The organism is Phyllobacterium trifolii (assembly GCF_014192095.1).
In the GTDB taxonomy this organism is placed as follows: Bacteria; Pseudomonadota; Alphaproteobacteria; order Rhizobiales; family Rhizobiaceae; genus Phyllobacterium; species Phyllobacterium trifolii.
Map to the genome: position 1 here is coordinate 178,691 of NZ_JACHXN010000010.1, position 17,467 is coordinate 196,157.

A 17,467-nucleotide genomic window follows, 5' to 3' on the forward strand; every position below is an offset into this window, starting at 1 on the left:
CAAGAGTACGGAATTTTTGCTGCAATGCAACCAATTTGCTGCAATGCAACAAAACCGATGGTAAAGGAAGAATGCGCTCTGTTGATTACTGTTCCGCCGGTTCATCGAGTTCGCGGCGCTTGATGAGCTGTTCGCGGATCAGCTTCTTGGCGACTTTGCCATAGGCGGATTTCGGCATCTCCGGCCAGAACACAAGCCGCTTCGGTATTTTGTAGCGAGCTATCGTGTCGCCGAGCCAGGTAATGATCTCCTCCACTTCCGGCGCAGTACCGGGGCGAGCAACACAGACCGCAAGGCCGACCTCGCCCCATACCGGATCCGGAATACCCAGTACCGCCACTTCGCTGATGTCCGGATGCGTCAATAACTTCTCCTCGATCTCGTGCGGATAAATGTTGGAGCCGCCAGAAATATACATGTCTGAGGCTCGTCCTGTGATGAAGAGAAATCCCGTTTCATCCATGTGTCCGAGATCGCCGGTGCGGAACCAGCCATTGCGAAAGGCTTTCGCATTGGCCTCCGGATTATTGTAATAACCAGCGAAAACGGCTGGACCGATCACGCAAATCTCGCCGGTTACGCCGGGCGAAACTTCATTTCCGTTATCATCCTGGATCGATATTTGCATTGCGGTGCGTGCATAACCGCAGGTGCCCGGGCGCGCATCTTCGCTGTGTTCCAGATGATGCTCGGTGGCCGGTAACACAGTAATATTGCCGGTCACCTCTCCCAGTCCAAAATACTGCACGATCACCCGCCCCAGCGTCTTTAGGGCATTGATCTGATCCGGCCGGTACATGGGTGCGCCCGCATAGATTACATAGCGCAATGACGAATGATCCCGCTCCTGTACGGCGGGATGTTCGGTCAGCATTTTAAGGATCGTCGGCACGGTAAACATGTTGCTCACGCGCCATTCTTCGACAAGCCGCCAGGCTTCGGCAACATCAAGCTTCTCTGTTGGCAGCAGAATGGTTTTTGCACCTCTAGCGACCTGCGTCAGCTGATGAATCCCGGCGCCGTGCGATAAGGGTGCGACTACGAGCGAGGCATCGTCGTGCGTCGTGCCCGGCATCAAGTCGCACAGGTGATTGGTCACTACGAATCCCATCTGACCGTGGGTCAATACAGCAGCCTTTGGCCGCCCAGTCGTGCCAGAGGTGAAAAAGAACCAGCACGGATCATCATGATCCACAGGGGCAGTCGTCACCGTTTCATTATCGAAACGATCCACAATATCATCGTAATCATCAGCAAAATCAGCTTTTCCGATCGCAATGACAAATTTCATCTCTACGCAGGTTTGCCGGCAGGCTTCGACATGTTCTGGAAATGAATAACCGCAGATCATGCCCTTCGCGCCGCTTGCTGCCGCCAAAAAGGCCACTTCGTCGGATGTCTGCCTGAAGTTAGTCGGAACCCACACCGCTCCAAGTTGGAAACAGGCGAACATGGATTCGAACATCTGGTTGCAATTCTGTGATTGAACGAGAACCCGGTCCCCCTTGACTACGCCGTATTCCTTTTGCAACGCCGCGGCCATGGCGTTGACACGGCGCTGCAGTTGCGCCCATGTCCATGTTTTTTCGCCCCAGACAAGTGCAATCTCCTTCGGAAAGCGCCGTGCTGATTGGGCGAGAAACCCGTAAAGATTCATCACACGTTTTGACATGGGTTCGACAACCAATCCATGTTTCGCAGTCATGGCGCCACCTTCGAAACATACGGTCGTTTTGGCCGATCATTGGGAGGTTGAAGATGGGCGAGCCGCGCTTCGATTTTTCTCGTCTCACCTTGCATCAAAGCAGCGAGTTCTGCTTGACGTGCGGGCTGCATGCGACTGTCGATGGCTGCAATACTAAGGGCGCCGGCTGGTCGACCATCCGGATAGCGAATGGCGAGACCGATGCCCCAGGAATTGGTAAGGATAAGCCCGGGGTTGAGGGCAAAGCCGTTTTCACGCGCCGCGGCAACGTCAGCGCGAATGCGGTCGGGATAAAGATTTGGATACTCGGTCAGGAGGGCGGCTTCATTCACGGCTAAAATGACTTCAACCTCGTCATCCTGCATCGCAGCCAGGATCGCCAGTGACCCGGCGCCCACGCCCAAGGGATGGCGATAGCCAGCCTGCAATGCATGGGTGCGAATCGGATAAGTGCCTTCCTCGCGATGCAGACAAACGGCGTAGCTATCGCGCTGGATAGAAAGGAAGCTGGTGTCCTGTGTTTTCGCCGACAGAAAACCAAGGCTGTCGCGGGAGATTTGTAGAAGGCCATAGCGCCGTGTCGCAAGGGTGCCAAGTACGTAAGCTTCCTGACCGAGATAGTATCGTCGGGTCAAAGTGTCCTGTTCCAGCAGGCCAGAGCGTATGAGCGCCAGAAGTAACCGACGCGCAGTGGGTTTGTTGAGGCCGCTTTGTTCCACGATATCAGTCAAGGTGCTGCCGTCATCGCCGGAATAGCTGACAAGGCTCAAGAGGCCAAGCGCCCTATCGACGCTTTGCGAACCGTTGAGACCTGCTACCGGTCTGACCTCTTGCTCCATCCCAATTCCTCGTATTGATCCATATTGTGGATCATTTTATTCGTTTGTGGAACTATGCCACAACTTGGCGGCCTGTGAACGGAATTTGGAATTTATAATATGCTACTCATCCTGCGACGGCTTGCGGCGGTGACCGGTGTCTGAGCGGTTTCTGCGACAACCTGGGCCTCCACGCTTAAAACGCTTCGAGAGTTTTGAGGGCGTCGGCCGACGGCTGGAATTCACGCTTGAGCCTGGCCAAAGCATGAATGACGCCATTGCCCGGCCGCTTCGGGCGGGCGGCGTTACAGCGGCTTCACTTGTTCTTACCGGCGGGGCTTTCAATCCATTCCACTATATTATGCCGGCGCTTGCGACGGACGGGCATCACGCTGCCTGGTACAGCGACCTATTCTCGCCAGCTGGCGAAACGCGGCTTGAGAACGGTAATGTTACCTTCGGCGAGCGTGACGGCGCCTCTTTTATCCATTGCCATGCCATCTGGACCGAACAAGACGGCAAGCGCGGTGCTGGACATATCCTACCGCATGAAACGATCATCAGCCGGCCCATTCATGCAATTGCCTGGGGTGTCGAGGACGTGCGAATGGTATCGGAGCCCGATGAAGAGACCGCCTTCACACTCTTTCATCCGGTACCTTTAAAAACGACGATTGCCGCCAACAATGGTCCGCGCACGGTGATCGCACGTGTTTGCCCAAATGAGGACATCATCCTTGCACTGGAGGCGATCTGCCGGAAACATGACTTCGCCGCAGCAAAATTGCGCGGCGGCATAGGCAGCCTGATCGGCGCACGCTATGGGGATGGTTCCAAAGTAGACGATATCGCAACCGAAGTCTTCGTTACCCGAGGCTTCGTCACGTGCCAGTCAACCGGAACACGTGTCGAAATCGTCATGGTCGACACCCAGGGCAATGTCACACGCGGGGAGCTGCTTCGTGGTGAAAACCCCGTCTGCATCACATTCGAGCTATGCTTGGAGGAACTCTGAACGATCCGTGACACTTCACGAGCGCAGATCGTGTTCATCAGGGTAACTGAGACTCTGTAGTTCCCGAGCATCGACCCCGGCTATCCTTCGCAATACTGCTCGCGCCAGTTCACGTCCGGCATGGCGAACATCCTCATTGAACACGATGATTTGCGGGCGGAACCATTGCAGCACATCGGTCGACTGCTTTGAGACAAGGTCGACATCCCCGCCAATCTTCAGTCCGGCGGCTTCAATACCTGCAACCAGAGCAATGGCCGCGCTGCCACTACAGCAGACAATGCCGTCGGGGCGGTTTGAGGCTGACATGATCTCCTCCATCCGGTTCCTGATACGGCCCAGCGAGGTATCGACATCAATATCGGACACAGCAACCGTACTCGCGCCTCCCTCCTCCACCGCACGCGAGAAACCCCGATGGAGATGCCGGTAATAAGTGACCGAAGGCGACGGGCCCGCAAGCATGGCGATCCTGCGACGTCCTTTCGCCAACAAGCTCTTCACCGAGAGATAGGCGAAGGCCTCGTTGTCGAAATCATGGAACGGATGCTCGATCCCCATCTCTGTCCGGCCATGCGTAGCGAACGGAATGCCATGTTCTGTAAGGTAGCGGACGCGCGGGTCATTCGGCTCCGTACGCGACATGATGATCCCGTCCGCCGAGCCCGTTTCGACGATGTAGCGTATTGGCTGCATCGGGTCATTTTTCACCGAATAAGGCGTCACGGTCAGATGGTAGGGCGTCTCCGACAGCACTTCGGAAATTCCATAGACCATGTTTGAGGTAAGTCCCATGATCTCCGACTGGGCATTGAGCACGAGGCTGATGACATTGGTCTTGCCGGTGCGAAGACGCACACCGGCACGGTTGGGCCGGTATCCAATCTGCTTGGCGATCAGCTGAACCCGATTCTTGGTCGCCTGGCCAATTTCCGGCGCATCCTTGAGCGCGCGCGAAACAGTGGTGACACCAAGGCCGGCCATGAAGGCAATCGTCTTCAACGTCGGCCTCTCGCCCTCAACAGGTTCGGCAGTACCGATTACAGGTTTCTGATCGCCTTCTGTCGTCTTCATATTCAATCGGCTGTTCAAGCCTTCCTTTGATGGTATCTGTATCGTTTTACAAAAATACTGCAATCCGAATTTTTTGGCTGGTGGCACAACGTGATCCTAGACGATATTGACGCCACTTGGCAATCGCACAGCATAGTCACAATTGTTTATTACCCTGAATTTACAGCATTATTTGGCAAATCAACAAATCCGCAACGTCAATCTCGAAAAAATTGACTTTCAGCGATTGCACTTGATGGCGCTTTACACTAGCCTACCTGTAACGTTTCAGATTTGGGAGGATACGATGCGTTACCGTTCTGTCTTGACCGCTCTTGCCACGTCGACATTTCTTTTCACAGCCAGCCAGGCTGGTGCTGCTGACCTGGAAGTCACTCACTGGTGGACTTCTGGCGGTGAGGCGGCCGCTGCCAAGGTTCTCGCCGAATCCTACGACAAATTGGGCGGCGACAAATGGGTGGACGGCGCGATCGCCGGCAGCGGCAGTACAGCCCGCCCGATCATCGTCAGCCGCATTCTTGGCGGAAATCCAATGGGTGCCACCCAGTTGAATACTGGCCGCGATGCCGAAGATCTGGTCAAGGCCGGGTTGATGACAGACCTGACCGAGCTTGCTACCAAAGAAGGCTGGGCCGATTTTATTCGCCCCGCCAAGCTGCTCGATGCCTGCAAGTATGAGGGCAAGATTTATTGCGTTCCGGTCAACATCCATTCCTGGCAATGGATGTGGATCAATCCCAACGCCTTCAAAGAAGCCGGCGCAGCGGTCCCCACGAACTGGAACGAATTCGTCGCTGCAGCACCTAAGCTAAAGGAAAAAGGCATCATCCCGCTTGCGACCGGTGATGCGTGGCAGATCGACGGCGTGTTCCGCGTGATGCTGGCCAACCTTGGCGGCAAGGACCTCTATCTCAAGATCATGGATGAAAAGAGCACCGAAGCCGCTGGCAGTCCCGAAATGAAGGCCGTTTGGCAGGCTTTTGCCGACGCGCGAGACCTTGCTGACCCCGGCTACGTGGGACGGCAGTGGAACGAAGCGACGTCTCTCGTTCTAACGGGAAAAGCCGCAGGGCAAATCATGGGCGATTGGGCACAGGGCGAATTCGGCGTGGCCGGAAAGGTCGCGGGCACAGATTATGACTGCCTTCCGGGCCTCGGGGTTCATCCCGTCCTCGATACAGGAGGCGACGCCTTCTATTTTCCGAAAAACGCGAACCCCGAGATCACAAAAGCCCAACTGAAGCTTGCCAGCATGCTTGTCTCCAAGGAGACGCAGGTTGCATTTAATCTCGCCAAGGGCTCGCTGCCAATACGCGGCGACGTCGACATGCAGACTGCCAATGCATGCATGCAAAAGGGCATCAAGATATTGGCGGACAGCAACAATGTGCTGCCTTCATACGAACAGGCTTTCTCCTCCGATACGCAGGGTCAGATCGAAGATCTGACGACGGAGTTCTTCGCCGACAAGAGCATGACGGTCGAGGATGCACAGGCGCGCTATGTCGAGATCATCGGCGAAGCCAAATAACTCGAGCGACCACCGTAGCAGCGATGCCGGCCTCTCGAGTCCGGCATCCAGTGTCAGGAATGGAGACTTCGATGGCTGGGAGCCGGCGCCCGTTTGCCCCCCTACGCAATCTGAACGCCAAAATCGCGGCGGTGCCGATGATCGTCACAGTGCTTGTTGTCTTCGTCGGCTGCACATTATGGACGGTTGTCTATTCGTTTACATCCTCGCGCTCTCTGCCAACGCTCGATTTCGTCGGGATGGATCAGTATGTGCGGCTTTTCCGGACGTCGCGCTGGACCGTTTCCCTTAAGAACCTCGCTATCTTCGGTGTTTTGTCTTTGAGCTTTTCGCTGGTACTCGGATTTATTCTCGCTGCATTGATGGATCAGAAAATCCGCTTCGAAAATACCTTCCGCACCATATTCCTCTACCCGCATGCTCTATCGTTCATCGTTACCGGCCTTGTCTGGCAATGGATACTCACCCCGGCCTATGGCGTGCAGAAGGTCGTTCGCGACCTCGGTTTTGAAACCTTCACTTTCCCTATCCTGACCGATGGCCGTTTTACCATCTATGCCATTGTGATCGCGGGTCTGTGGCAAGGCACGGGCCTTGTCATGGCACTGATGCTCGCGGGTTTGCGCAACATTGACGATGAAATCTGGAAGGCAGCGCGCGTTGACGGGATCCCGGCGTGGAAAACCTATCTTTTCATCATCATTCCGATGATGCGACCGGTCTTCATCACCACGCTCGTCATCATTTCGGCGACTATCGTCAAGGTCTATGATCTCGTCGTCGCCCTGACAAATGGCGGGCCAGGCATATCCTCGGAGGTCCCCGCGAAATACGTCTACGACCTGATGTTCTCGCGTGGCAATCTGGGTCAGGGCCTCGCCGCCTCGACGATCATGCTCACGACAGTGCTCATTATTCTCGTACCTTGGGCGCTGCTGGAATTCCGGCCCCGGTATCGCAAAGGAGAAGTCTCGAAATGAGCTCATCCCTCTCCAGCGCCGAGCCGCGAGGAAGTCGACCCAAGCGCTTCCTGTCACCCGCATCGATCATGATTTATTCAGCGCTCCTTGTGGCAGCTATTTACTACCTCATTCCCCTCTATGTGATGATTATGACTTCACTGAAGGGTATGCCCGAGATTCGACTGGGCAACATTTTCTCCCCGCCGGTCGAGGTTACCTTCCAACCTTGGGCGACGGCCTGGAACAGTGCATGCACGGGCCTTTACTGCGAAGGTATCAAGGTCGGCTTCTTCAACTCGATGAAGATTCTGGTCCCAAGTGTGATCCTCTCGATCATCATCGCTTCGGTGAATGGCTACGCCCTCTCCAACTGGCGCTTCAAAGGCTCGGAGCTGTTCTTCACGGCGCTGATTTTCGGCGCCTTCATCCCTTATCAGGTGATGCTCTATCCCCTCGTCATCATCACGCGACAACTCGGCATCTTCGGAACTCTGACGGGTGTCGTCGTCATCCACACCATCTTCGGCATGCCGATCCTTACCCTCCTCTTCCGCAATTACTTCGTTTCCCTGCCGCCGGAGCTGTTCAAGGCGGCACGCGTGGACGGAGCCGGATTCTGGCGCATCTTCCTGCAAATCATGCTGCCGATGTCCCTACCGATTTTCGTCGTCGCTGTGATCCTCCAGGTGACCGGCATCTGGAACGACTTCCTGTTCGGCGTGATCTTCGCCGGCACCAAGAATTTCCCGATGACCGTGCAACTCAACAACATCGTCAACTCGACACAAGGGGTGAAGGAATACAACGTCAACATGGCTGCGACCATTCTCACCGGTGCAGTGCCGCTCCTCGTTTATTTCTTTTCAGGCAAGTATTTCGTCAGAGGCATCGCCGCTGGCGCCGTAAAAGGGTGACCAAATTGCATAGCGTTTCAATCAAGGATCTCTCGCTCAATTTCGGCTCGATCAGCGTTTTGAAAAACCTCAATATCGAGGTCGCGGACGGCGAGTTTCTCGTCCTTCTCGGGCCGTCCGGTTGCGGAAAATCCACTTTGCTGAATTGCATCGCCGGCCTGCTCGATATCTCCGACGGACAAATTTTCATCAAGGGCAAGAATGTGACTTGGGAGGAGCCCAAGGATCGCGGCATCGGCATGGTCTTCCAGTCCTATGCGCTCTACCCCCAAATGACTGTAGAGAAGAACCTTTCATTCGGGTTGCGCGTGGCTGGACTGCCCGCTGCGGAAATCCAGAATCGCATCGCGCATGCGGCGGAAATCTTGCAAATAGGTCCCCTGCTGCAACGTAAACCTGCCGAATTGTCCGGCGGTCAGCGCCAGCGCGTGGCCATCGGCCGGGCGTTGGTGCGCGATGTTGACGTGTTCCTTTTCGACGAGCCTCTTTCCAATCTCGATGCCAAGCTGCGCTCGGAACTCCGCGTCGAGATCAAGCGGCTGCACCACAAACTCGCCAATACCATGATCTACGTCACCCATGATCAGATCGAGGCCTTGACCTTGGCGGATCGCATTGCGGTCATGAAGGGCGGCCTGATCCAGCAGCTTGATGATCCGCTGACGATCTATAACAAACCGCGCAACCTCTTTGTCGCAAGCTTCATCGGCTCACCCGCCATGAACTTCCTCAAAGGAGAGATCGCAGGGACGAATGGCTCACGTGTCTTCCGGGTCGCCGATCTTGATATTTCGCTTGCAGGATATGAAGCGCAACAACCTTTGGCGTCCGGCCATACAGTCATCTTCGGCTTCCGGCCGGAACACATCGCTATCAGTGACCAGCCCGGTCCCGCGGGCCGCTCCTGCGAGGCAGTCGTCGATCTCGACGAGCCCATGGGCGCCGACAGCCTCGTCTGGTTGAAGGTCGCAGGAAAAGCCATCTCGGTTCGCGTCGATTCCGGCAGGCGCTACCAGCCCGGCGAAAAGGTATTCCTGACATTCAATCCCGCCGTGGCCTCGCTCTTCGACGCCGTAACAGAAAATCGTCTTTGAAAATTCCCAAGCATCATCATGGAGAAATGAAGTGACCGACTTTTCCTATCAGCTCTACAGCTCCCGCAATTTTCCGCCAGTCGACAAGACGCTCGAAATGTTGAAGCGCAATGGTTATGCGCAGGTCGAAGGCTATGGCGGCGTTTATGCCGACGCCAAGGCAACGAGGGCCGCACTTGATGCCAATGGACTGACCATGCCATCGGGCCATTTCAGCATCGATCTCCTTGAACAGGAACCGCAGAAGGTTCTCGACATCGCCGGAACGCTCGGCATGAAGGCAATCTATTGTCCACATCTTGCTGTGGACCTTCGCCCAACGGATGCGGCGGGCTGGTCAGCCTTCGGCGAGCGGCTGGAAGCGGCATATGCCACCTACAGCAAAGCCGGATATATCTTCGGCTGGCACAATCACGACTTCGAGTTCAAGGCGCTGCCTGATGGCTCTATTCCGCAAAAGCTGATCTTCGATGCAGCGCCAAGCATCTCCTGGGAAGCCGACATAGCCTGGATCATCCGCGGCGGCGGCGATCCGTTCCAGTGGGTCGAGAGCTATGGCTCACGCATCAGTGCGGTGCATGTCAAGGATATCGCTGCTCCGGGCCAGAATACCAACGAGGATGGTTGGGCTGACGTCGGGTATGGAACTGTCGACTGGAAGGCGCTGACATCAACACTCAGAGATACGCCGGCGCAGTACTTCATCATGGAACATGACAATCCATCGGACGATGAGCGATTCGCCCGCCGCTCCATCGGTACCCTGAAAGCGTTCTGAAGAAAGCAAACGACATGGCCAAGACATTAGGCATCGGCATCATCGGCGCCGGCAATATATCCACGACCTATCTGAGGCTTGCGCCGCTCTTCAAGGGTATTGAAGTCCGTGGCATTGCCGACATCAACAAGACGGCGGCGACAGGACGTGCCTCAGAATACGGCATCGAAGCCCGTAGCATCGATGAACTGCTGACAAGCGACGACATCGATCTCGTGGTCAACCTGACGGTCCCGGACGCGCACTTTGACGTCTCAAAGCAAATCCTCTCCGCCGGCAAACATCTCTATTCAGAAAAGCCGTTATCGCTATCGCTGAAGGACGGGCTGGAATTGCAAAAGCTCGCCGCAAAGAAAAACCTGAAAGCCGGATGCGCGCCGGACACTTATCTCGGCGGTGCGCACCAATTGGCACGCAAACTGGTCGATGACGGGCAGGTCGGCACCATCACCTCAGGCACAGCGCATGTGTTGAGCCACGGCATGGAGCACTGGCATCCCAATCCTGATTTCTTCTTCCGTCCGGGTGGTGGGCCGATCCTCGATCTTGGCCCTTACTACATTGCCAATCTGATCAACCTCATTGGCCCAATAAGGCGTGTCGCGGCGCTGACATCGATGGCCACGCCGACCCGCACAATCTCCAGCGAACCACGCAGGGGCGAGACAATAAAGGTGACGACGCCAACGACAATCCAAGCTCTGCTTGACTTCGAAAGCGGCGCTTCGGTGACCTTGTCAGCCAGTTGGGATGTCTGGGCTCACCATCATCCGAACATGGAGCTTTACGGCACTGACGGCTCGATCTTCCTGCCCGATCCGAACTTCTTTGGCGGTGAAGTCAAGTTGGCAAAACCAGGAAAGAAGGCAAAACCAGTCAAGCCCTGGACGCATCCTTTCGGTACACCCAACCAGAAGCATCCCGCCGGCATGATGGCCAACTACCGCACAGCCGGACTTGCCGACATGGCCGTCGCAATCCTGCAGGGGCGTGACATACGCTGTTCGCTGGAGCGCGCCTTGCACGGTGTCGATGTGATGGTCTCCATTCTCCGCTCCGGCGAGGAAAAGAAGTTCATCGACATCAAGACAAGTTGCTCACGGCCCGAGGCTCTTGGCATCAAGGAAGCCAAATCGCTGCTGAAAAAGACCTGAGGGATTTCTCCCCGGCGATTGCGGTCATGGTCGGGCGCCACTATGTTGGCCGCCCGATCATGTTTTATGGGAATGCCTCGTGACTGCCAGTGCTGCCAACACCGCCCGTATCGCTCGTCTCATCGCCGCCGAGATCAACGCACGGCCCGAACAGGCCAATGCGGCGATAGAACTTCTCGATGGCGGAGCAACCGTCCCTTTCATTGCCCGCTATCGCAAGGAAGTCACGGGCGGGCTCGACGATACGCAGCTGCGCACGCTCGACGAACGCCTCATCTATCTGCGCGAACTCGATGCGCGCCGTGACACGATCATCGAGTCCATCCGCAGCCAGGGCAAGCTGACCGACGATCTTGAAGGCAAGATTGCCGGCGCAGTCACCAAGGCGGAGCTGGAAGACATCTACCTTCCATACAAACCCAAGCGACGGACCAAGGCCGAGATTGCCCGCGAACGCGGGCTTGGCCCACTGGCGGAAACAATCTTGTCAGACCGGCGCACCATTCCTTCCGAGCTGGCCAAGCGTTTCCTGAACGACGACGTTCCCGATGTGAAGGCTGCGCTCGAAGGTGCCCGGGATATTCTTGTCGAGACCTTTTCGGAGAACGCCGAACTCGTCGGTCGTCTGCGCAAGTACATGCAAGATCGCGCGGTTCTCCGTGCCAAGGTAATAGACGGCAAGCAGGACGTCGGAGCGAAGTTTTCAGACTACTTCAATCATTTTGAGCGCTGGGCAATTGTGCCGAGCCACCGGGCTCTGGCTATGCTCCGGGGCCGCAACGAAGAGGTGCTGTCGCTCGACCTTGAGGTCGATGCTGAAGACAACGCCGCGACTAAACCAGTCGAGCGAATGATCGCCGATGCCTATTCAGTCCACGCCAATGGTGCTGCAGCCGACAACTGGTTGATGGAGGTGGTACGCTGGACATGGCGTATTCGCCTCTCGCTCAATCTCTCCGTCGATCTTATGACCGCGTTGCGTGAACGCGCCGAGGAAGAAGCAATTCACGTCTTCGCCCGCAATCTGAAAGATTTGCTGTTGGCCGCGCCAGCAGGCTCGCGCGCAACGATGGGTCTCGATCCAGGCATCCGTACAGGCGTGAAGGTTGCTGTCATCGACGGCACAGGCAAGCTTCTCGACACCACGACCGTGTACCCCTTCCCGCCGCGTAATGATGTGCGCGGAACACAGGCCGAGCTGGCAAAGCTCGTTGTCAGGCACAAGATCGAACTTATCGCGATTGGCAACGGGACCGGGAGTCGCGAGACCGAACGTCTCGTCGCCGATATGTTGGCAGACATGCCGCCGCCCAAACCGCTGAAAGTGATCGTCAGTGAAGCCGGAGCTTCGGTCTATTCCGCATCGGCCACTGCGGCTGCCGAATTCCCGGGGCTTGACGTGTCGCTTCGCGGCGCCGTCTCCATTGCCCGTCGCTTGCAGGATCCGCTGGCGGAACTCGTCAAGATTGAGCCAAAATCCATCGGCGTCGGCCAGTACCAGCACGATGTCGACCAGTACCGTCTTGCACGTTCGCTCGAAGGCGTGGTCGAAGATGCGGTCAACGCCGTCGGCGTTGATCTCAACACCGCTTCGGCTTCTTTGCTTGCACGCATTTCCGGCCTCGGTGCTTCACTTGCTGAAGCGATTATCGCCTATCGCGACGAGGTTGGCCCATTCAAAACCCGTCGCGACCTCCTGAAAGTCGCACGCCTCGGGCCGCGCGCCTTTGAACAATGCGCCGGCTTCCTGCGCATTCCCGGCGGCACCGAACCGCTGGATGCGTCCGCGGTGCATCCGGAAGCCTATGGTGTTGCCAAGAAGATCGTCAGCGCTTGCGGTCGCGATGTCAGGTCACTGATGAGTGACAGCAGCGCATTGAAGGCGCTTGATCCCCGCGCATTTGTCGACGAGCGCTTCGGATTGCCGACAGTGCGGGATATCATTGCAGAACTGGAAAAGCCTGGCCGAGATCCACGGCCGGAATTCAAAACGGCGTCGTTTGCCGACGGCATCGACAACATAAAGGATCTGAAGCCTGGAATGCTCTTGGAGGGGACGGTCACCAATGTTGCCGCCTTTGGTGCGTTCGTCGATATCGGCGTGCACCAGGACGGCCTTGTTCACCTGTCGCAATTGGCGGATCGCTTCGTCAAAGACGCTCACGAGGTCGTCAAGGCTGGGGATGTCGTCAAAGTACGTGTTGTCGATGTCGATCCCAAACGCAACCGCATCAGCCTGACAATGCGCAAGGATGGCGGGGGAAGCGAGACGTCGCGCGGTCCCAGTCCCGTTGACAAGCCATCGCGCACGGCGGCTCCTGCGTCAGGCGGCCAGAAGCCGCAACCTTCGCCGCAAGGCGCTTTCGGCGCAGCTCTGGCAGATGCGTTGCGCAAGAAATAGCCGGAAAAAATTCTAGGAGAACAACCGTGGATATCCGCACAATAGGCAAGACGCCGCTCGCAGTAACGCAATTCGGATTTGGTGGCGCGGCGATCGGCGGGCTCTACCGGGAATGTACGCAGGAAGCAGCGATGGAGACGTTGCAGGCGGCATGGGATGCGGGAATGCATTATTTCGACACCGCGCCCTTTTACGGCTTCGGTCTATCCGAACGGCGGACCGGCGATTTTCTGCGCAGCAAGCCGCGGGAGACATATGTGCTTTCTACGAAGGTCGGCCGTCTGCTGCGCCCCGTTCCGGAAGATCAGGTGCCGGACTACTCTTACGTCAATCCCCTGCCTTTCACGGTTGACTACGACTACAGCTACGACGGGATCATGCGTTCGTTCGAGTTCAGTTATGCCCGGCTTGGCCTGAACAAGATCGACATACTCTACGTTCACGATATTGGCGTCTATACGCACGGCGTGGAGAAAAATGCTATTTATCAACGTCAGTTGCTGGACAGCGGCATGCGCGCTCTGGACGAACTGAAATCATCGGGAGCGATCTCGGCTTATGGTCTCGGTGTCAACGAGGTGGAAGTCTGTCTCGACGTGATTGCCAGGCACCCGATAGACTGTATTTTACTGGCTGGCCGTTATTCACTGCTGGATCGCTCCGCAGAGCGCGGTTTGCTCGAAGTCTGCCGTAAACAACAGATTTCTCTGGTGATCGGTGGTGTCTTCAATTCCGGCATTCTCGCAACGGGGCCGGTTGCGGGCGCGAATTTCGACTATGGTCCTGCCTCGGACGATATTCTCGGCCGCGTTCGCGCCATGCAGAAAATTGCGGAAGCCAACTCAATTCCGCTCGCCGCTGCGGCAATGCAATTCCCGTTGCGGGAGCCGGTCGTTGCCAACGTTCTGATCGGCACCGCCAAGGCCTCGAGCCTGACCCGCAACATGGAATTGCTGAAGGTAGATGTGCCGGACGCGGTCTATGCCGCAGTCGAACCGTTTACAATTCCATGAGGGTCAGTTGTGGCGGTGCAACCGCCACAACTGACGAATTTACGCTGCTATTCGGCGGCTATTGGCCAGATCCATAAGCTTTAGAGCGCGCGCAAGACTGTCCGCCTGCTCGGTGGCGAAACGGTTTTCCGTAATTTCCATGATCAGCGTCGTATCCGGCAGGAATGTGAGTTCCGAGAAAATCTCTTCCCATGGAATGTCGCCCCAGCCGATTGGCAAATGCAGGTCGCCGATGCCGAGTGCAGTTGCTTCCGCCGGATGGTAGAACTTCGTCATGCTGTATGGGCGGCCAAAGCTGTCATGAACATGCAGGTGCCCGGTGACGGGAGCCATTGCCTTGATCTGCTCGCGCCAATCGAGGCCAAGCCGTGTGCATTCGATATAAGCATGACTGAAGTCGATCAACCCACAGACATTCGGACTGTTGACAGCACTGACGGTTTCACCGACCTTTGCCGGCGTCTGGCGATATTCCGCGTCGTTGAGTGCGAAAATATTTTCCAATGCAATCCGCACGCCATAACCCTTCGCGACTTCGGCTAGTTCTGCCAATGCATCGCGCTCCATCTGGTCGAGATCGCCAATACGCGTCAGTGCCGGCATCTTGGCCTGTCCGCAATGGTGGACGAGAATGCCGGCCTCCACACGGTTACACAGTTCAAGCATGGCGCGCACAACGGCCTTCTGCAGCGCCAGATGTTCCTTGTCCATGAAATTGGAAATGATCTGGCCATGTACGCTATAGCGCAGGTCAAATTGGCGGGTAATTTCCAGCAGGCGTTCCAACCGGCTTGGAATGATGCGGCCACCGGAAATGAGCTCTTCGCCATAAAGCGACAACTCAGCAGCGCTCGCGCCAAGGTCACTGATCGTCCGCAAAGAGTCTTCAAGCACGCTGAAATTGCCGCCGCCGGTATAAGTGCAGAAGCCGACGGCCGAAATGATGGACTCCGTATTCATTATTGTTCCTTTCAGGACAGCTAGGCTGCCACGGTCGATTGATTGGTAGTGTGTTTCAACGCAGGCGCGTCGTCGAGACGCAATCCGGTGTCCCTGGAGAACAAATGAATGTGTTCGGAGGGCAATTGCAGGCCGACCGTCGCACCCGTCTTGAATAATTGACTTTCATCGCCACTGACGGCAAAGATCGTTCCATCAATGTCAACGTGCACATTGCGTCCGGAGCCGAGCTCTTCGACAAAATCGACGGTCGCAGGCACGCTGTTTGCCGTTCCTGCTTTTACCAGACGGCAGTGCTCCGGACGGATCCCGGCAGATACGGCGTTATCTGCATTGTCGCGGCCAAGTACCGGGTCGATCGCGATTTGGATACCGTCGAGCAACACAAATTTGCCACCTGGCGCGATGGTGCTGTCAAAGAAGTTCATGGCTGGCGAACCAATGAACGTCCCGACAAAGCGCGTTCGCGGCCGGTGGTAAATCTCCAGCGGCGTGCCGACCTGCTCGACATGGCCCTTGTTCATAACGATCAGCTTGTCGGCAAGTGTCATCGCTTCGACCTGATCGTGGGTCACAAATACCGATGTTGCTGAAAGGCGCTTGTGCAGGCGGCGGATTTCTACACGCATCTGCACCCGCAGCTTGGCATCGAGATTGGAAAGGGGCTCATCGAACAGAAACACCTTCGGTTCGCGGATGATCGCTCTCCCCATGGCCACGCGCTGCCGCTGACCCCCGGAAAGCTGCGCCGGCTTACGATCCAGCATTTCCTCTAGCCCGACAATACGCGCAGTCTCACTGATACGCCGATCTCGCTCGGCACGCGGAACACCTGCAACCTTTAGCGCATAGCCTATATTGGCAGCCACGTTCATATGCGGATAGAGAGCGTAGTTTTGAAATACCATCGAACAGCCACGATCGCGCGGCTCAAGATTGTTGACGACTGTGCCGTCGATCGAAATCTCGCCTGCGGAAATCTCCTCGAGCCCGGCAATCATGCGCAGCAGCGTGGACTTGCCACAACCTGACGGGCCAAGGATCACCACGAATTCGCCAGACTTGAAGTCAAGATCGACCCCATGCAGGATTTGTGTGCGGCCATAGGATTTGCGGACGTTCCGGATATTGATTTCGGCCATGAGCTTTCCTTTTATTTCTCTGTCGAGACCAGACCACGAACGAACCAGCGCTGCAAAGCAGCGACAATGATCAGAGGCGGCAGCATGATGATGAGTGCACCGGCCATGGAAACATTCCACTCCGGCAGGCTGTTGATATTGGGAACAAGCGTGGTCATCGCTACCATCGCGGTCTGGTAATCGGCCTCAGTTGTCATCAGCTTCGGCCACAAATACTGATTCCAGGCATAGACGAACATAATCGTCGCCAGCGCCAGCATATTGGTACGTGACAATGGCAGCAGGATATCGATGAAGAAGCGAAGCGGCCGGGCGCCATCCATTTTGGCGGCTTCAGTGAGCTCGTCCGGGAGCGTCATATAAAACTGCCTGTAGAGGAACGTACCCGTGGCCGTTGCAATCACCGGCAGGACCAGTCCCGAATAGGAGTTGAGCAAGTTCCATTGCAGCGAGAGCTCGATGCCAGTAAGCGTCTGGATCAGCCAGCGTACAGGCTCAAAAACGTCGGCGGCGATATTGTATGTCGGAACGACGCGCACCTCGAGCGGAAGCATCAAGGTCATGAACACCAGCCAGAAGAATACATGGCGCAGCGGACTTCTGAAATATACGATGGCGAAGGCGCTGATCGAGGCAAGGATGATTTTGCCCACCATGACCAACAGCGCCATGATCAAGCTGTTGAGCATCGCTGGACCAAGGTTGGCCCGATGCCATGCCGCCTGAAGATTGTGCAGGAATTCAGTGCCAGGCAGAAGGTTGAATGGAACCGCGTTGACCTGCGCCAACGATTGGGTCGATGCCGTAAAAATCATCCAGAACGGCCCAAGAATCAGGAGCAATCCAAACATCATGATGAAATAGGTCACCATGTTGAGGATAGGAGTGCGTTCAATCATGGCCGGA

15 protein-coding genes are annotated in these 17,467 nt (G+C 56.3%); 9 read left to right on the top strand and 6 right to left on the bottom strand.

The window, feature by feature from the left end:
- Positions 1 to 85: 85 nt before the first annotated feature.
- Both FHS21_RS16680 and FHS21_RS16685 read right to left on the bottom strand, forming a co-directional pair.
- A complete protein-coding gene (locus tag FHS21_RS16680) occupies positions 86 to 1,705 on the bottom strand; it encodes an acyl-CoA synthetase (RefSeq protein ID WP_183663130.1) in 1,620 nt (539 codons plus the stop codon).
- A complete protein-coding gene (locus tag FHS21_RS16685; RefSeq protein WP_112531414.1) occupies positions 1,702 to 2,544 on the bottom strand; it encodes an IclR family transcriptional regulator in 843 nt (280 codons plus the stop codon). Before FHS21_RS16685 ends, FHS21_RS16680 begins: the two co-directional genes overlap by 4 nt.
- 244 nt (positions 2,545 to 2,788) lie before the next feature.
- Between FHS21_RS16685 and FHS21_RS16690 the strand changes: the two genes are divergently transcribed.
- Positions 2,789 to 3,538: a PCC domain-containing protein gene (locus tag FHS21_RS16690; protein WP_183663133.1), complete on the top strand. Its 750-nt coding sequence runs from the start codon at positions 2,789 to 2,791 to the stop codon at positions 3,536 to 3,538.
- A gap of 15 nt (positions 3,539 to 3,553) precedes the next feature.
- Here the strand turns inward: FHS21_RS16690 and FHS21_RS16695 are convergent, their stop codons facing one another.
- Positions 3,554 to 4,612, bottom strand: a complete 1,059-nt coding sequence (locus FHS21_RS16695) for a LacI family transcriptional regulator (RefSeq protein ID WP_183663136.1) — start codon at positions 4,610 to 4,612, stop codon at positions 3,554 to 3,556.
- A gap of 286 nt (positions 4,613 to 4,898) precedes the next feature.
- On the opposite strand from FHS21_RS16695, the gene FHS21_RS16700 reads away from it, so the two are divergent.
- The 8 genes from FHS21_RS16700 to FHS21_RS16735 all read left to right on the top strand — a co-directional run bounded on the left by FHS21_RS16700 (position 4,899) and on the right by FHS21_RS16735 (position 14,459).
- Complete coding sequence (locus tag FHS21_RS16700) at positions 4,899 to 6,143, top strand: ABC transporter substrate-binding protein (RefSeq protein ID WP_112531411.1); 1,245 nt, start codon at positions 4,899 to 4,901, stop codon at positions 6,141 to 6,143.
- A gap of 71 nt (positions 6,144 to 6,214) precedes the next feature.
- A complete protein-coding gene (locus tag FHS21_RS16705; protein ID WP_112531410.1) occupies positions 6,215 to 7,123 on the top strand; it encodes a carbohydrate ABC transporter permease in 909 nt (302 codons plus the stop codon).
- Complete coding sequence (locus FHS21_RS16710) at positions 7,120 to 8,019, top strand: carbohydrate ABC transporter permease (RefSeq protein WP_183663139.1); 900 nt, start codon at positions 7,120 to 7,122, stop codon at positions 8,017 to 8,019. The genes FHS21_RS16705 and FHS21_RS16710 overlap by 4 nt, the downstream gene beginning before the upstream one ends.
- Positions 8,020 to 8,024: 5 nt before the next feature.
- Entirely contained in the window at positions 8,025 to 9,113 is a 1,089-nt protein-coding gene (locus FHS21_RS16715; RefSeq protein ID WP_210283545.1) for an ABC transporter ATP-binding protein, read from the top strand.
- Between the two features lie 31 nt (positions 9,114 to 9,144).
- On the top strand, positions 9,145 to 9,891 hold the full coding sequence (locus FHS21_RS16720) for a sugar phosphate isomerase/epimerase family protein (RefSeq protein ID WP_183663145.1): 747 nt from the start codon (positions 9,145 to 9,147) through the stop codon (positions 9,889 to 9,891).
- A 14-nt stretch (positions 9,892 to 9,905) separates the two neighbouring features.
- Positions 9,906 to 11,045: a Gfo/Idh/MocA family protein gene (locus FHS21_RS16725; RefSeq protein WP_112531406.1), complete on the top strand. Its 1,140-nt coding sequence runs from the start codon at positions 9,906 to 9,908 to the stop codon at positions 11,043 to 11,045.
- Between the two features lie 79 nt (positions 11,046 to 11,124).
- Complete coding sequence (locus tag FHS21_RS16730; RefSeq protein ID WP_183663148.1) at positions 11,125 to 13,446, top strand: Tex family protein; 2,322 nt, start codon at positions 11,125 to 11,127, stop codon at positions 13,444 to 13,446.
- A 26-nt stretch (positions 13,447 to 13,472) separates the two neighbouring features.
- Positions 13,473 to 14,459, top strand: coding sequence for an aldo/keto reductase (locus FHS21_RS16735; protein ID WP_183663151.1), 987 nt, complete (start codon positions 13,473 to 13,475; stop codon positions 14,457 to 14,459).
- A 39-nt stretch (positions 14,460 to 14,498) separates the two neighbouring features.
- Here FHS21_RS16735 and FHS21_RS16740 read toward each other — a convergent pair whose 3' ends face one another.
- Genes FHS21_RS16740 through FHS21_RS16750 form a run of 3 tightly spaced genes read right to left on the bottom strand, consistent with a single transcriptional unit; the run spans position 14,499 to position 17,460 of the window.
- On the bottom strand, positions 14,499 to 15,419 hold the full coding sequence (locus tag FHS21_RS16740; protein ID WP_183663154.1) for a sugar phosphate isomerase/epimerase family protein: 921 nt from the start codon (positions 15,417 to 15,419) through the stop codon (positions 14,499 to 14,501).
- Between the two features lie 20 nt (positions 15,420 to 15,439).
- A complete protein-coding gene (locus FHS21_RS16745; protein ID WP_183663157.1) occupies positions 15,440 to 16,561 on the bottom strand; it encodes a sn-glycerol-3-phosphate import ATP-binding protein UgpC in 1,122 nt (373 codons plus the stop codon).
- An 11-nt stretch (positions 16,562 to 16,572) separates the two neighbouring features.
- Positions 16,573 to 17,460 carry an ABC transporter permease subunit gene (locus FHS21_RS16750; protein WP_183663161.1) on the bottom strand — a complete coding sequence of 296 codons (888 nt, stop codon included), beginning with the start codon at positions 17,458 to 17,460 and terminating at the stop codon, positions 16,573 to 16,575.
- Positions 17,461 to 17,467: the final 7 nt, after the last annotated feature.

Coding starts and splice junctions, on each gene's coding strand:
- FHS21_RS16740 (WP_183663154.1), bottom strand. CDS start 15,419: ATGAATACGGAGTCCATCATTTCGGCCGTCGGCTTCTGCACTTATACC.
- FHS21_RS16690 (WP_183663133.1), top strand. CDS start 2,789: ATGAATGACGCCATTGCCCGGCCGCTTCGGGCGGGCGGCGTTACAGCG.
- FHS21_RS16725 (WP_112531406.1), top strand. CDS start 9,906: ATGGCCAAGACATTAGGCATCGGCATCATCGGCGCCGGCAATATATCC.
- FHS21_RS16685 (WP_112531414.1), bottom strand. CDS start 2,544: ATGGAGCAAGAGGTCAGACCGGTAGCAGGTCTCAACGGTTCGCAAAGC.
- FHS21_RS16680 (WP_183663130.1), bottom strand. CDS start 1,705: ATGACTGCGAAACATGGATTGGTTGTCGAACCCATGTCAAAACGTGTG.
- FHS21_RS16745 (WP_183663157.1), bottom strand. CDS start 16,561: ATGGCCGAAATCAATATCCGGAACGTCCGCAAATCCTATGGCCGCACA.
- FHS21_RS16710 (WP_183663139.1), top strand. CDS start 7,120: ATGAGCTCATCCCTCTCCAGCGCCGAGCCGCGAGGAAGTCGACCCAAG.
- FHS21_RS16695 (WP_183663136.1), bottom strand. CDS start 4,612: ATGAAGACGACAGAAGGCGATCAGAAACCTGTAATCGGTACTGCCGAA.
- FHS21_RS16705 (WP_112531410.1), top strand. CDS start 6,215: ATGGCTGGGAGCCGGCGCCCGTTTGCCCCCCTACGCAATCTGAACGCC.
- FHS21_RS16700 (WP_112531411.1), top strand. CDS start 4,899: ATGCGTTACCGTTCTGTCTTGACCGCTCTTGCCACGTCGACATTTCTT.
- FHS21_RS16750 (WP_183663161.1), bottom strand. CDS start 17,460: ATGATTGAACGCACTCCTATCCTCAACATGGTGACCTATTTCATCATG.